General features: G+C 32.3%; 14 protein-coding genes and 2 tRNA genes. 11 read left to right on the forward strand and 5 right to left on the reverse strand.

All coding sequences use genetic code 11. From position 1 onward, the window contains the following. Window positions 1–2: 2 nt before the first annotated feature. Window positions 3–1,316: a transposase gene (locus GM3709_RS15400; RefSeq protein ID WP_066120999.1), complete on the reverse strand. Its 1,314-nt coding sequence runs from the start codon at window positions 1,314–1,316 to the stop codon at window positions 3–5. A gap of 237 nt (window positions 1,317–1,553) precedes the next feature. On the opposite strand from GM3709_RS15400, the gene GM3709_RS15405 reads away from it, so the two are divergent. Continuing rightward, window positions 1,554–1,751, forward strand: a complete 198-nt coding sequence (locus GM3709_RS15405; RefSeq protein WP_066121000.1) for a hypothetical protein — start codon at window positions 1,554–1,556, stop codon at window positions 1,749–1,751. Between the two features lie 28 nt (window positions 1,752–1,779). Further along, complete coding sequence (locus GM3709_RS15410) at window positions 1,780–2,256, forward strand: Tic20 family protein (protein ID WP_066121002.1); 477 nt, start codon at window positions 1,780–1,782, stop codon at window positions 2,254–2,256. 119 nt (window positions 2,257–2,375) lie between these two features. On the opposite strand, the gene GM3709_RS15415 is transcribed toward GM3709_RS15410, so the two are convergent. Next, on the reverse strand, window positions 2,376–3,155 hold the full coding sequence (locus GM3709_RS15415; RefSeq protein ID WP_066121004.1) for a fumarylacetoacetate hydrolase family protein: 780 nt from the start codon (window positions 3,153–3,155) through the stop codon (window positions 2,376–2,378). A 186-nt stretch (window positions 3,156–3,341) separates the two neighbouring features. On the opposite strand from GM3709_RS15415, the gene rpsF reads away from it, so the two are divergent. From rpsF to GM3709_RS15435, 4 genes are all read left to right on the forward strand, one after another. Beyond that, window positions 3,342–3,794, forward strand: coding sequence for a 30S ribosomal protein S6 (gene rpsF / locus GM3709_RS15420; protein WP_066121006.1), 453 nt, complete (start codon window positions 3,342–3,344; stop codon window positions 3,792–3,794). Window positions 3,795–3,853: 59 nt separating this feature from the next. Further along, window positions 3,854–4,210, forward strand: a complete 357-nt coding sequence (locus GM3709_RS15425) for a DUF1818 family protein (protein ID WP_082713023.1) — start codon at window positions 3,854–3,856, stop codon at window positions 4,208–4,210. A 50-nt stretch (window positions 4,211–4,260) separates the two neighbouring features. Continuing rightward, window positions 4,261–4,334, forward strand: a tRNA-Pro gene (locus tag GM3709_RS15430). A gap of 1,205 nt (window positions 4,335–5,539) precedes the next feature. Beyond that, window positions 5,540–6,703: a tyrosine-type recombinase/integrase gene (locus tag GM3709_RS15435; RefSeq protein WP_066121009.1), complete on the forward strand. Its 1,164-nt coding sequence runs from the start codon at window positions 5,540–5,542 to the stop codon at window positions 6,701–6,703. Window positions 6,704–6,923: 220 nt separating this feature from the next. On the opposite strand, the gene GM3709_RS15440 is transcribed toward GM3709_RS15435, so the two are convergent. Next, window positions 6,924–9,131 carry an AAA family ATPase gene (locus GM3709_RS15440; protein ID WP_066121011.1) on the reverse strand — a complete coding sequence of 736 codons (2,208 nt, stop codon included), beginning with the start codon at window positions 9,129–9,131 and terminating at the stop codon, window positions 6,924–6,926. A 189-nt stretch (window positions 9,132–9,320) separates the two neighbouring features. Here GM3709_RS15440 and GM3709_RS15445 point away from each other — a divergent pair, with 189 nt between their 5' ends. Together GM3709_RS15445 and GM3709_RS15450 are read left to right on the forward strand one after the other, a co-directional pair. Continuing rightward, window positions 9,321–9,650, forward strand: a complete 330-nt coding sequence (locus tag GM3709_RS15445) for a hypothetical protein (protein ID WP_066121013.1) — start codon at window positions 9,321–9,323, stop codon at window positions 9,648–9,650. 251 nt (window positions 9,651–9,901) lie between these two features. Further along, complete coding sequence (locus GM3709_RS15450) at window positions 9,902–10,183, forward strand: hypothetical protein (protein ID WP_066121016.1); 282 nt, start codon at window positions 9,902–9,904, stop codon at window positions 10,181–10,183. 184 nt (window positions 10,184–10,367) lie between these two features. On the opposite strand, the gene GM3709_RS15455 is transcribed toward GM3709_RS15450, so the two are convergent. Then, window positions 10,368–10,440 (reverse strand) — tRNA-Thr (locus GM3709_RS15455). 104 nt (window positions 10,441–10,544) lie between these two features. On the opposite strand from GM3709_RS15455, the gene GM3709_RS15460 reads away from it, so the two are divergent. Further along, a complete protein-coding gene (locus GM3709_RS15460) occupies window positions 10,545–11,285 on the forward strand; it encodes a DUF2232 domain-containing protein (RefSeq protein ID WP_066121018.1) in 741 nt (246 codons plus the stop codon). Window positions 11,286–11,386: 101 nt separating this feature from the next. Then, the gene (locus GM3709_RS15465; RefSeq protein ID WP_066121020.1) at window positions 11,387–12,739 is read left to right on the forward strand and encodes a cation:proton antiporter; all 1,353 of its coding nucleotides are present in this window, start codon (window positions 11,387–11,389) and stop codon (window positions 12,737–12,739) included. Between the two features lie 173 nt (window positions 12,740–12,912). Here the strand turns inward: GM3709_RS15465 and GM3709_RS15470 are convergent, their stop codons facing one another. Then, window positions 12,913–13,584 carry an N-acetylmannosamine-6-phosphate 2-epimerase gene (locus GM3709_RS15470; RefSeq protein WP_066121022.1) on the reverse strand — a complete coding sequence of 224 codons (672 nt, stop codon included), beginning with the start codon at window positions 13,582–13,584 and terminating at the stop codon, window positions 12,913–12,915. A 116-nt stretch (window positions 13,585–13,700) separates the two neighbouring features. On the opposite strand from GM3709_RS15470, the gene GM3709_RS15475 reads away from it, so the two are divergent. Beyond that, a complete protein-coding gene (locus tag GM3709_RS15475; protein ID WP_173645728.1) occupies window positions 13,701–14,699 on the forward strand; it encodes a glycosyltransferase family 2 protein in 999 nt (332 codons plus the stop codon). Window positions 14,700–14,709: the final 10 nt, after the last annotated feature.

Here is a 14,709-nt window from a genome sequence, read left to right on the forward strand (position 1 = left end):
TGTTACCCAAAAGAAATAGGATGGATTGCCCCAATGTTTCCCAGTCGATTCACAATGCGAGACATTAAAATTGGTTCTGGTTTTTGGGGAAGCAATTTTATCAACTCATCAACGTATCTAAAGCCACGGTAAAAGGCTTTGAGATCTAAAAGACTAAAATCATTCACACAATCACGACGAAAACGTTGCAATATTTTTTGGGAAAAATTAACCATGAAAAAAGCCAAATTCACCATATTTGTAACGGCAATTTGAGACACATTCATAAAATCTTCCAAACCCCAAAATTGTTTTGCATCCCGAAAATTGAACTCAATTTGAAATCTTAATGAATAAAGTTCTACCAGTTTTTTGGCGTTGAGAGTGAGGTCTGTAGAGAATAAAATTACATGACCTTGTTCACGGGTTTTCTGATGAGTTTTCAAAATAATGACCACATTAATAGGCACAGAAAACTCTTTATGTAGTACCCGTAATTGATAACATTGTAAATTCCAATCTCCTTGCATACTACGAAACTGTAGAAACGTGTCCGACAGTTTACGGGGACTGATTTTTAGACCATACTTACATTTAGTATTTCCCCCTTGGGAAGGTAAATACAAAGCACTATCATGACGTAACTTACTGACTAAATGTAGTCCCATCTGCAATGCCATTTGTGCCGCATTATGATGCCCAAACTTGCCATCAAGGAGTAAATATTTCAGAGCAATAGTATCACCAATCATAGATAGTAATGCGGATAACATACCTTTAATACGAAATAGCTCACTTGAAAGTGTATATTGACTTTTATCTTTGTTTTTTGAGCCTTTTGGGCGACCTCGTTTTCTTTTCCCCACCATTGGAGGTAAAGTTGAATTAACATTACTTTCAACGGACGGTTTAATTATTTGTTCTATTCGTAAGGGATAAGATTCCCTTTTTTCTAGTCCCACTAAAGATAAAACAAAAAATGACAATCCTTTGACAGGAGCGTTTGTTAAGCTCGAAAAGAACCAATCAACACCGTATGTATGTTTTCCTGATTTAGTTGTCACGACTTCATCTCCTGCGATAGCATAACTTTCGTCACGGTTAAAACAATGGCTATGAAAAAATACCCACATTAGGGTTGGCCAATTCTTTGGACTATGACAAAACCGTTGAATCGTTCGGTAACTTCCTCCCTTTCCCGTCCATCTTGAGATACCTAACATGGTAACTCTACCCGTCATAGCGAACATTCCCTGAATTATGCAACCTAGTTGCTTCAAACTTGTGTTGTCTATGTGCAGTGTGAGACAAGTTAATAATGCTAAAATATTTATCACGATGCTGTTGTAGAAATTGATCTTTGATTTTACCTAGTTTCTTACAAAAGCTCTGTTGACATCAAGTTTTATTTTCCTCTTTCATTTTGGCGAAGGTATTGGTGTAAGTCAATTCTTATAACTGTCTCCTATTTCCTCCCTTCACCGACATTCTCTATCGAACTCAGGTATTTTTAAGATTAATGAAATCAAGTTAAAATATATATTAAGAATTTAATCTTTATTTGGGAGGGAATTATGTTAGTAATTCTCCAAAAAGAACAAGTATTATCAACTAAAGGTGTCTGTAGTAATTGCTTATGGGCAAATCAAAATGGTCATCCCCGTTGGCACAAAGGTAAATTAGATTGTATTGACTGTTTAATTACAGATGAATCCAATCAACAAAAATTATATCAGTGTCGCATGGGCTTTCGTCTTGTTAATATCGAATAGTTAAAACTTTTATTAGTAAATAAATTTTATGAATTGGCGTAATACCAGTGATTGGAAAGACAAACTTTTTGGGGCTTTAGTTTATCTATTTCCCCTTTCTTCTGCCTTAACATTTGGCGTTTTTCTGTTTAGACAATTTCCTTTTTTCCAAATATTAGCTATTCCCCTTACTCCTTTAATCATTATCAATCAAATTCCTTTCGCCGGTTTGATCTTATTTTTTGCACTATATGCTGGTGTTGTCAGAAATTCCAACATTAGTCACTTTATCCGTTTTAATACTATGCAGGCGATACTTATCGATATATTGTTGATTTTAGTTAGTTTAGTGGTGAATATTGTTTTGAAAGGGATTGGAATAGAGTTATTAACTGAAACTATTTACAACACTGTGTTTTTCGCAACTTTAATTGCCTGTATTTATGGGATAGTACAATCAGTAAGAGGTAAATATCCAGAAATTCCTCTTATATCTGAGGCTGCTTCTGGGCAAGTTCCTTGGTAACAAATAATGGATAATTGAGAATTGATTTTATCATTTTGTGTAAATATTTTTTCTTGTACACTTGTTTGCCTGTTCTCCGTCTCAATTTCTCGCCTTGTCATAGAATAATCAACAGTATATTAGGGGGTAGCATCGATTTGATTAGTTAATTTGCCAATACTTTCAATCTCAATGGTAACGGTATCCCCAACTTTTAGAGGAGCAATACCTTCAGGAGTGCCGGTTAAAATAACATCCCCAGGTAATAAAGTCATAATTTGAGAGATGTAAGCCACTAATTCTTCTGGGCAAAACACCATACTCAATAATAAAGTTGATTGTTTTGGATTCTCTTCATCCTCATTTACAAATGTCTGTAATTTAGCACCTGAGGTTAATTCTTTAACAATCCAAGGGCCTAAAGGACAGAATGTATCAAATCCTTTTGCTCTTGTCCATTGTCCGTCTTTTTTCTGCAAATCTCTCGCTGTTACATCGTTTGCGATCGTGTAACCCCAAATTTTATTTTTTGCTTCTTCCACAGTACAATTTTTAGTACGCTCACCGATAATTAAAGCCAACTCCCCTTCAAAATCGACTCTTTGGGACTGTTTTGGATAAATGATTTTTTGCTCATGAGCAATTATTGCCGAAGGAGGCTTAAGAAAAATTAATGGCTCTTGGGGTACTTCTCCTCCCATTTCTTGAGCATGAGCCGCATAATTTTTTCCCACCGCCACAATTTTAGAAGGGGCACAAGGTGCTAATAATTGATACTCCGATTGTTCTAATACTTGATCTGTTGCTTTTCCATTAAGCCAAGGAGGAGCATCTAAGACTTCCACCGTTCTATTTAATTGCAATTTACCATAATAAATTTGACCTGTGGTAGTTTTTACCCTCACATAACGTTGTGCCATAATAACCAATTTTTATTTTAAAAACTTTAAATAATTTTGCAATAATTTCTTTTTCTGTTATAAATATATAAGCACTATTATCAAAAAGTATCAATCAGTTTCACTGAAAGATAGTGTAGAGCAAAAAAAACCTTGCTTCTCAGGTTAATGGGGAAGCCATTTTAGTCCAAAAGGAGAAAAGTACAGATGATCAACACTTACGAAATGATGTTTATTTTGCGTCCTGATTTAAGTCACGACCAAGTAAACAAACAGTTACATAAATATCGTGATTTACTCAAACAAAATGGAGCAGAAAAAGTATCTATGGATGTTTGGGGTAAACGCCGTTTAGCATATCAAATTAAAAAATTTAATGATGGTATATACATTTTAACTCACTATACCGGTGACGGCTCTCAAGTCGCTCTCATTGAAAGAGATATGCGTTTAAGTGAAGAAGTAATTCGTTATCTTACGATCAAACTTAACAAGGGTTTTGAATTTGAAGAAAAAGATATTCCCGAATTACAATCAACTCCTGTCATTACTCCTGTAGAACAACCTCAGGTTTCTACTCCAGAGATAGAAGAATCTGTGGCAGAAATTTCTACGGATAAAGTAACCGATGTAGAAGAAATGGTGGCTGTTGAAGTCTAATTTTTGAAGGGCGAGGTTTTCTCGCTCTAACCGAAGTATCAATTCGGAGGATTCATTGTTTGATTAAAAAAGGTAAAGGATGGCGTATTGGTTGGAGAAAAGATGTTCCAATCTATAAGGGTTTGATTGGTGCGGAAGATTGGGCGATCGAACTTACTAGCCAAGAAATGCAAGATTTTCGCAGTCTTCTTTTACAAATTCATCAATCAATGCTTGATATAAGTAATCATCTCATGGAAGAAGAAACGATCGTCTGTGAGGTAGAAAGTGAATTAATGTGGTTAGGTGCACAAGGATATTCTCATCTTTATTCTGTGCGTATTATTATTTTTCAAAGTCGCAAGTGTGAAGGTACTTGGTCTGAAAATATAATTCAAGATTTGATCCAAGCTACCCAATCTTTAGAAGTTTTTTGACTTGACAAAAGTTAATATTTGAGTTATGATATATAATCGTGAATAATAAACGGGGCGTAGCGCAGCTTGGTAGCGCACCACTTTGGGGTAGTGGGGGTCGTGGGTTCAAATCCCGCCGCTCCGATTTTTTCTGATGGTTGTTTTTGAAGAGTTTTATAGAATCTTATCCCTAGAAACAAACAATATTTACTAAAATCTTTTAGAGAAATTACCTGTATCTATTTTTATACCTGAAGGAGAAGGAAATACTAATTTTTAATATTTTGTCTGTGTATCTCTTATTAAAGTTGATAAATTTTTTACTATCAATGTCTATTATGTCATCCCAAGTAAGAGGGGTTACTTCAGAAGGTCTAGCCTAGCACCCGTGAGAAATCTGAACTCGATAAAAGCACCGTAAATATAGTTATCAAAAAACTTGTAAGAGGAATCAATAATACACCTGATTTCCTCTTTGCTGTAGATTTTAATTTCTTTTTGTTTGTTAGTTTTTAGTAAATTGATTAAGTCAGAAATATTTGTTTTATTTTTAATCTTGCCTAATTTGAAACTTAAGTTGATGGCACTTCTAAGAATAGCTAAGTGGGATGCAAGGAATTTGTTACTATACCCCTTCTTATTAGAGTCTAAATGGGGGATACCTGACTTCAAATAAAAAACAAATTGACTAATGTTAGTGAGTAACTAGTACTCCGAAGGCGATCGAGAGAGCCAACTTCTTAGTATCCTTAAACTCTCGACAGTAGAAGAATCAATGTTTTTATGGAAGGCACTGTAAAATTCCAAAGTTTCTTCGATCGTGGTAAAATAATTATTCTGAGGAGGTTTTTCTTTCTTTTTCTCTAACCCATACTTACTAGGTTCAAAATTATTAAAAATAATATCTTGGCTTATCTGGTGGCATTTCTTTTCTGCAATTCTTAAATTTTTCTCAGTGGTAGTTATACCCAGACACGAGTTGTAAGTTTTATTTTTATGGTTAAATCAAAGCATTATGTGTCCGTTGTTGTCATAAATAGTCACGGGGGTGTCTGTGGGGCGATATAACTTTTTTTGGCTCATTTTTTAAAGCAAATTCCGAGGTTGTTTGTGCAAGATTTGTGCAAGGTTATGATAAAAATTATAACAAATTTAGTTGAGGTTTCAAGCCAAAACCTAATAAATTAAAAGCCATCTATCGGACTCGAACCGATGACCTACTGATTACAAATCCTTAATTTAGTCCATTAATCAAGGCTTTTAACGTTTTCAGAATAATCATTGATTATTTTAATTAGGGTAAATTTAGGGTAAATCATAACATAATTGTTTACTCATTATTTATGATTTATGATACCAAGTAAAACCTATAGACCCGATAATATCAACGTAGCAATTCGTAACAATAACGGAGTAATTTGTCTCAGATATAGTTATCGCTGTAAACAACTTGATTTAAGTTTAGGAATAGCATGGAATAATAAAGCTAACCACAGTATTGCACAATCGATCGCCTTACAGATTCATAATGATATTTTTCTTTATGGTAACTATGACGAGAGTAAAGAAAAGTATAGGATTAAAAAATCTAAAATTACTATTCAAAGAGAAGAAAAGGAGAGGATACCTAGTTTAAAAGAAATTTGGGAATATTACAAAGAGTTTAAAAAAGATAATTATGATTATAATTGTCCAAATAACCGATTTATTGATCGTACAATTAACAACTACTCTATTAATCATCTTGATCGGTATTTTAATTCAATTTCCCATTATTCTAATTCCTATCTTAGAGCTAGTTTAGCAATGTTATCAAGTGCAATAAATATTTATTGTAAACACAAAAAAAATAAGTTTGATAATCCTATACCTGATATTTTAGAAACTCTTAAAACATCAAAAATAAAGACTCCTAAGTCTTACACTCAAGATGAAATTACAGCGATTTTAGACGCTTTTAAAAATGATACTTACAATAACCCTAATTCATCGTTTAAACATAGTTATTACTATCATTTAATAGCATTCCGTTTTATGACGGGTTGCAGACCATCGGAAGCGATCGCTTTAACATGGAATGACATTATTGAGAAAAACGGTAAAACATGGGTAAGATTCAATAAAAGGTATATTAAAACTAAAATAAAAATCGGTACAAAAAACGGTGTTGATATTCGTTTATTTCCAGTTAATAAGCAACTTAAAGAATTAATTGATAGTATTTCAAAACAGAATAATAATTTAATTTTTCCTAGTGTTAACGGTGGTTATATTAACAGTGGCAATTTTAGTCAAGATGTATTTAAAATCGTAATTCAAGGATTAATTAAAGATGGATTTGTCAAAGAATACTTGCCATTTTATGATCAGCGACATACCCTTATTACTCATTTAGTACGATCGGGTAAAGTTGACATAAAAACAATATCATCACTTGTTGGTAATAGTGTACCAACATTAATTAAAAATTACTTAGCAGTAGATGAAAGTTTAGAATTACCAGAGTTGTTTTAACCCATTCCTAAAATAATCATTGATTATTTTTAATATCCCTATTCCGTAATGGTTTAGGGATATTTTTTTATTAGGACTCTCACTATGTACACCTTAACGAGCAAAGAGAAAGGACACTTGATGATGATTGATAATCCCTCTAAAATGTACTCTAATTGAGGTTTAAATTGAATCAAGGTACATTACTCAGGAAATAAGATTAAAAGCTAAATAACAACGGTTAACTAGCGATACGATAATCTAATTTTAAATAATCAAACATTCTGTCAATATCACTATCAGTTAATTGATTAAAAGATTTATATTTTGTACCTAATAGAGTATTGATAAATTGAAGTTGAACTTTTTTGATTTTAGTGCAATGGTTAACTGATAATTCATCCCTGATTAACATAATCGCTTCATTACAGTCTTTTTGATTTTTTTCTTTATTAGTATCATCATTAAAATTATTAAGACAAACATAATACTCTTTTTCACACACACTGTCTTGATCCGTTTTTTCCTCACACACACCCTGATCCATTTCTTGATCCATTTGATCCGTTTTATTTAACGAATTTTCAATACTTTCAGGTACATGATCCGTTTTTTGTCTGAATGGATCAATGGGGTGATCCATTATTGATCCATTATCTGATCCATTATTTGATCCATTATTGATCCATTCTTGATCCGTTTTTATAACGTAGTATGGTTTCTGTTTTCCGCCTAATCTTTCAATTTTGCCATTAGTGATTAATGTTCTAATTGCTCTTTCAAGAGTTTTTATATTAGCTTGAGTTTTAATTAGTAAATCTTTCTTAGTATTGATACCTGATTTAATCAATTCTGGTATTAATTTCTCTAATGTTTTACTCACTGGTAAATCATTTTCAATGACAGTATTTTGTATTTCTGGATCATCATTAATTAGATTAAAACTATGAAATTGATCATCAAACTCTAATAGAAATTTCTTAGGAGAGCATCTACCAGTGATACTTAATTTGACTCTTTCACTGCCGTTAATGTCGTTAACATTATCTAATACCCAAGTTGAATGACATAGTGCTGGTATCGCAGTAGAACCCCTAGACTTAGCAGTTGCTTTATTCTCTTTATTCTTAGTAGCATGATGAATTAATATAATTGTTGCGTCATTATCCATCGCTATTTTTTTCATCTTTAATAATGGTTCTGCAATAGATGAATCATTCTCATTATAAGTACCATTATTAATACTTTTAAGTGAATCAATCAGAATCAAACTAGGTTTAGTTTCATCTACCCAGATTTCAAAATCTTTGATATTTTCATCATCTAAATTAAAATCATTGATTATGTTAACTCTTTCATCAAAACGTCCTAATCTAACCGCTATTCTAGGATCACTTTCTGCTTGTGTTTCATCACACTGAATCAACAATACATTTTTATTTTTTTGATTAATTTTATAGCCTAAAAATTCTTCCTCATTGATTAAACTACCAATTAAATCATAAGCTAATAAAGACTTACCAACTTTAGGTAAAGCTATAATCTGAATCATATTACCTTTAGGTAAAATATCAGGAATAATAAAATAATCGTCAGTGAATTTAGGATCAATTGTCTTAGGATTAAGTTTTCTTAATTTACTCAATGCTGATTGTTTTCTAGTATCTTCTTGTAATTGTGCTACATCCTTGCAATTAATACTTGTAATCGTGCTACATTGTTTAACTTTAGGAGTAAAATCAATCATTTTTAAGTCATTATAATTATCATTAATATAAGACTCAAAATTATCTTTTAAAGTCTCATTATCTGTTAATGGTAGTGATTTAGAATAATCAGCAAAATCATCACCTTTATTAGCTTTAGGATAGATATTTTCAATAGGTACAATTAAGCATTCAATACCATGTTTAGTACATAATTCTCTAAATTTGATAGCCTTATCTTTTCCTGTTTTATCATTATCAGCAATATAAATAATACCTTTAGCTTTTGATGATTTGAATGTTTGTACAAGTGTATCAAATACTCTGATATTTTTCTCTAAATTACCACTAGCTGATCCTAAAATAGCAGTGCTAATAATTCCTCTTGACAATCCATATTCACAAGCCTTTTCACCTTCATGAACTAAAATATATTTACCGTTACAACATTCACTAGAAAGCAAAAATGATTTATATGGATAAATAGATATTTTTTCATTTTCTAATAACCCTTTATTATGCCAATTACCATAATCATCTTGATATTTTAGATAAAAGTTCTTTTCCCCATTTTTATCTAAAACTCGATCAACTTTGATATTGCCAGAATAATCAATGATTATTTTATGAGGTTCTCCTTTAGCCTTAGCTTGATCCTCACTCTCATATTGAGCGATCGTCTTTTTAGCCAATAAGGCGTAATCATTGCAAAAAGCTATCTCAATGCGGTTATTTTCTGTCATAATAGTAATTAACTAATTGTTTTGTCGGAATCTACTGTTACAAGTATTTCCCGTACGTTTTGGGGTAACGTAAACCCTATTTTTCGTAATTCAAATTATAGCCTAAATTGGCTATTTTTTATTATAAATTAAATTTGATTTTATTGCTATAATCTATACAAGTAAAGCTAGATAAAATAAAATTTAAAGATGACTGAAAACAATCCTAATGTATCGGTATCATTCAGAATTGACCGAAAAATGTATGAAAATTTTAAGGATAGATGTAAAGCAAATAAGCAAACTGCTACACAAGTGCTAGAATCATTGATTTTTGATTATCTACAATTCCCTGATAAGGATAAACAAGATTTAATAAAACAACTAAGAAAAGACTTTTTGGCGATCGCTAAAGAAAGTAACAAAATCTTAACTGAAAATCTTGAAGTATATTTAGATAAGATTAAAACACTTGAAAAGGAAAATATGATGCAAAAAGGTGAAATTGAAGTATTGAGAAGAATGCTTAAGGAAAATTAAATATTCATTTTAAGCTATCTAAAAGCCCTCTTATTTGATAGTTTTTAACTTAAAGTACGTTTTCCAGTGAAAGCCTGTAAACAACGCAAATAAGCGTCAATATCCTAAGAGTTAATCTTATCAATTTTTCCATCATTGAAAGTTAGAGAGTAAACAGAATACTAACTAATCAACTGTTACAGTAGAAAAGAGAGTAAATGTATTTATTGATGACGATATAATATAAATTGCTCACTAATCTACTGTTACACATGAAAGGACATAACTTAAATAGCTTAAAAGCATTAATACCTAATAAATCAAAATGGAATAATTCAGAGACAGTAATAATTAGAGTACCTAAAATACTCAAAAACGAGATATTAAATTATGCTAAAAAGTTAGATAATAACCATGTTAATAATGATTATAACTCTACTGTTACATTAGAATTGAAGAAAATATTAGCTAAGATTAACGCTAAAGAAAAAGGTTATAAAAGTAATGGAAGCGGTCAACTAATTGCTGATTTAAGAGAATTAATATCAATGTAAGCGTTGCGAATTGTTGTTGTAGATGTTAACTTTCAAGAAAGATCTATTTTGGCAATGAGCATTTGAAAATAATCAATGATCATAGGGTAAAATCAGGGTAAATCTGATTTATCCTTTAACATAACCTAAATTAAAAATCTTAATAATTGGCTAGAGCCATTGATTTTTAAGAGGTAGGGCATTAAGCCATCTATCGGACTCGAACCGATGACCTACTGATTACAAATCAGTTGCTCTACCAACTGAGCTAAGATGGCATTTTTGCAGTGTTATTCTACTGCCTTGACTATTATAACTAATTCTATTGGGAGTTTGTCAAGGTTATAATAGGTAAAATTTCAGCGATAAAATTAAATAACTCTTGACTACTCTACCCGAAGACTTTAACGATGATAACTGGATTGATGAAGAAGACGATTCTTTATCTCCAGAAAATAAGGAACAAAAATATTATTCCTCTCCGAAACTGCAATCATATCAGTTCAAGCCAGCAACGATCGCGTTGGTAGAAAGTGCCTTTTTAGCTAGTACAGCTAGTCTAATTTGGTTAATTGATTATTATTTTCGTTTAGGCCCTTTTTTGAAAATGCTTTTTCCTTTACCTATTGCTTTAATTTACCTACGTCGTGGTCAACGAGCATCTATAATTACTACGATTGTCTGTGGTTTATTACTAGGTATTTTAATGGGGCCACCTCGTAGTATTATTTATGTTATACCTTATGGCTTAATGGGTATTCAACTAGGCGCACTATGGCGCAACGGAGTGAATTGGTATCTCTCGATTTTTATAGGCAGTTTTATTGGTTGCTTTGGGTTTTTCTTTCGTTTTTGGTTATTTTCTATACTGCTAGGAGAAGACTTATGGGCTTATGTTATCAGTCAGGTAACAAGTTTAGCAGATTGGATTTTCTTGAAATTAGGCATTATCGCCGAGCCTAATATTATCACAATTCAAATTTTAGCGGTGGTTGTAGTATTAGTTAATAATTTGATTTACACTTTAACTGTTCATTTGGTAGGATTATTGATGTTCGATCGACTAAATAACCCTATTCCTCGTCCTCCCCAATGGTTAAAAGTTATTTTAGATTATGAATAAGAATAAGATAATAAAGGGTAAACCATCATTAATTATCAATCACTCACCCTAAAGGTTAAACTAACAAAAGAAAACGTAAACTTAGACGGTAATTAAAATTTATGCCTTGGTTTCATCCAGTTTTAGCAATGGCTTCAGAAGAACAAACAGCAGATGCTTCTTTGATTTTAGCCGGTGTTTTATTAAGTCTCGTCGTAATCTATTTTGCCAGTAAGCTAGGAGGAGAATTATGTTCTCGAATTAATCTTCCAGCTGTGTTAGGAGAATTAGTTGGAGGTGTGGTAATTGGAGTATCTGCTTTCAAGTTATTGGTATTTCCTGAAGGGGGTTTAGGCGCTGAGGATTCTCTTATTATTCAATTATTACAAACTACCGCTAACCTCGCTCCGGGTACAGAAGAAGTAACTTTTCATACCATGAGTGAAGTAATTGAAATTCTCTCAGAGTTGGGAGTAATTATCTTACTTTTCGAGATTGGTTTAGAATCTGATTTGAAAGAATTAATTAGAGTAGGCCCTTCGGCGGCGATCGTTGCTACCGTTGGAGTAGTTGTACCCTTTCTATTAGGTGCACTAGGATTAATTTATATTTTTCATCTTCCCACCGTACCAGCCGTGTTTGCAGGTGCCGCCCTAACAGCTACAAGTATTGGCATCACAGCAAAAGTATTAGCCGAATTAGGCAAATTAAGTTCTACCGAAGGACAAATTATCATTGGTGCGGCCGTATTAGATGATATTTTAGGAATTATTGTTTTAGCCGTCGTTGCCAGTCTTGCCAAAACCGGTGAAATTCAAGTTAGTCAAATTATTTATTTGGTAATAGCCGCCGCCACTTTCTTAATTGGAACTATTTTAATTGGCCGTTTGATTAGTCCTTGGTTAATCGGTATGGTTAATGAAATGAAAACTAGGGGCAGTATTTTAATTGTGGGCTTAATTTTTGCCTTCATTTTAGCTTATATCGCTAATGTAATTCAATTAGAAGCAATTTTAGGAGCTTTTGCGGCGGGTTTAGTATTAGCGGAAACCGAGAAACGTAAAGAATTAGAGAAACAAATTATTCCTGTTGCTGATGTCTTTGTACCCATTTTCTTTGTCTGTGTGGGGGCGAAAACTGATTTAAGTGTCTTAAATCCTGCAATTCCTAGTAACCGAGAAGGATTAATTATTGCTTCGTTTTTAATAGTTGTGGCGATCGTAGGTAAAGTAGTTACAGGCTTTACTGTTTGGGGACAAGAAAAAGTTAACAAATTAGCGATCGGGGTTGGTATGATACCTAGAGGAGAAGTTGGTTTAGTATTTGCCGGAGTAGGCTCTGCTAGTGGTGCATTATCTCCAGCAACGGATGCGGCCATTATCGTGATGGTAATTACCACTACCTTTATCGCACCTCCTTTACTTAAGGCTGTATTTAAAGACGAGCCTTTGGAGACGGAAACAAAGACTACTTAGGGATTAAAAGTTAGGAGTTAGGAGTTAGGAGTTAGGAGTTAGGAGTTAGGAGTTAGGAGTTAGGAGTTAGGAGTTAGGAGTTAGGAGTTAGGAGTTAGGACAAGTATAATACAAATTAATATATTTAACTAAGTTTTATGTTTGAATAACTACAAACTTGTTGTAACTATTTACTATTTTGTTACATCTGTGAATTTTTTTGCTAATAAATCAATTCCTGTAATCGCTGTTCCCACGACTACGGAAAAACAGCCTAAATCAAGGGCTTTTCTCACTTCTTGGGGTGTTTTGACTCCCCCCTCACAAATAATTGGTTTATCGATGGTTTTAATCAGTTTATCAATAAATTCAAAGTTAGGTGGGATCAAATCTTGTGTTGCTTCTGTATAACCGTAAAGAGTCGTACCAATAAAATCCGCTCCTGCTTTCTGGGCTTCGATCGCATTTTCGAGGGTGTCAATATCTGCCATAACGGGCTTACCTAAATTCTCTTTAATGTTGGCGATAATTTCAGCCATATTTTCCCCATTAGGACGATTTCTCAGAGTAGCATCAATAGCAATAATATCTGCACCTGCCTCACTTACTGCGATCGCATCTTCAAAACGAGGAGTAATATAAACAGAAGAATTAAGCCCCATTTGCTTCCATAAACCGATAACAGGAATATCCGGTAATAATTTTTTTACGGCTTTGATGTGGCTTGGACTATCAATTCTTAAACCTTTTGCGCCTTGATTAACACAGGCTTTGGCGATCGCTGCTATGATATTTGGATTATGCAAAGGTGAGTCGCTGGGTGCTTGACAGGAAATAATCAGATTCGATTTTAATGTTTCGATCATAAAAAATTAGCTAAAAGTTTTTGATAAGAATAGAAAATTTAATGTAAGTTTTTCCACAATAGCTATTATAAATTAATGAAAATAATAACTAAAATGTTTATGCAACAGTATATTAAGTGAATTATCAGAAATTTATTTATACTTTATCCATTATCATCCCTGTTTATAATGGTGGTGAATCTTTTTATCATTGTCTATTAAGTGTTAAAAAATTTGCCCCTCCAGATACAGAAATTATTATAGTAGCTGACGGGGATACTGACGGTTCAAGAAAATTAGCTCAAGAATTTACCTCTAAAATAATTATAAACGATCGTCCTTTAGGCCCAGCAAATGCGAGAAATTTAGGTGCTAAAATTGCCAAAGGAGATCTACTTTTTTTCTTGGATGCTGATGTTTCCATTAATGAACAAACTATCCCAAATATTCAACAATTTTTTGCTACAAATCCGAACAAAATAGCTTTAATTGGTTCTTATGATGATCAACCCGGGGCGAATAATTTTTTGTCCCAATATAAGAATTTATTTCATCATTATACCCATCAACAAGGAAAAGAAAACGCATCAACTTTTTGGGGGGCTTGTGGTGTTATTAAACGAGATATTTTTGAAAAAATAGGAGGTTTTAACGAAAGTTATAAATTACCTTCAGTAGAAGATATTGAGTTAGGTTATAGATTAATAAATGCTGGATATAAAATTAATTTAGTTAAAGATATTCAGGTTAAACATTTGAAAAAATGGGGAGTAATTACTCTCTTAAAAGCTGATATTTTTCAACGGGCTATTCCTTGGACTATTTTATTATTAAAATATGGTAATGTGGTTAATGATCTTAATCTAAATTGGACGAACAGAGTAAGTATTTTACTTCTTTATAGTTTTCTAATTTTAACTTTATTCTTATTAAAACTTAAATTTATTTATCTGATTCTGTTAATAATAATTATTATTTTATTAATAGTTAATAGAAAATTTTATGATTTTTTGTACACAAAGAAAGGGTTATTTTTTACTTTAAAAGCTATTTTTTGGCATTGGTTTTACTATTTATACGGTGGTTTTGGTTTTGGTTTAGGAGTAATTTTATTTAGATTCAAAAATGTTAATTAAATTTTTTAAA

It is taken from the genome of Geminocystis sp. NIES-3709 (genome assembly GCF_001548115.1).
Taxonomy (GTDB): Bacteria; Cyanobacteriota; Cyanobacteriia; order Cyanobacteriales; family Cyanobacteriaceae; genus Geminocystis.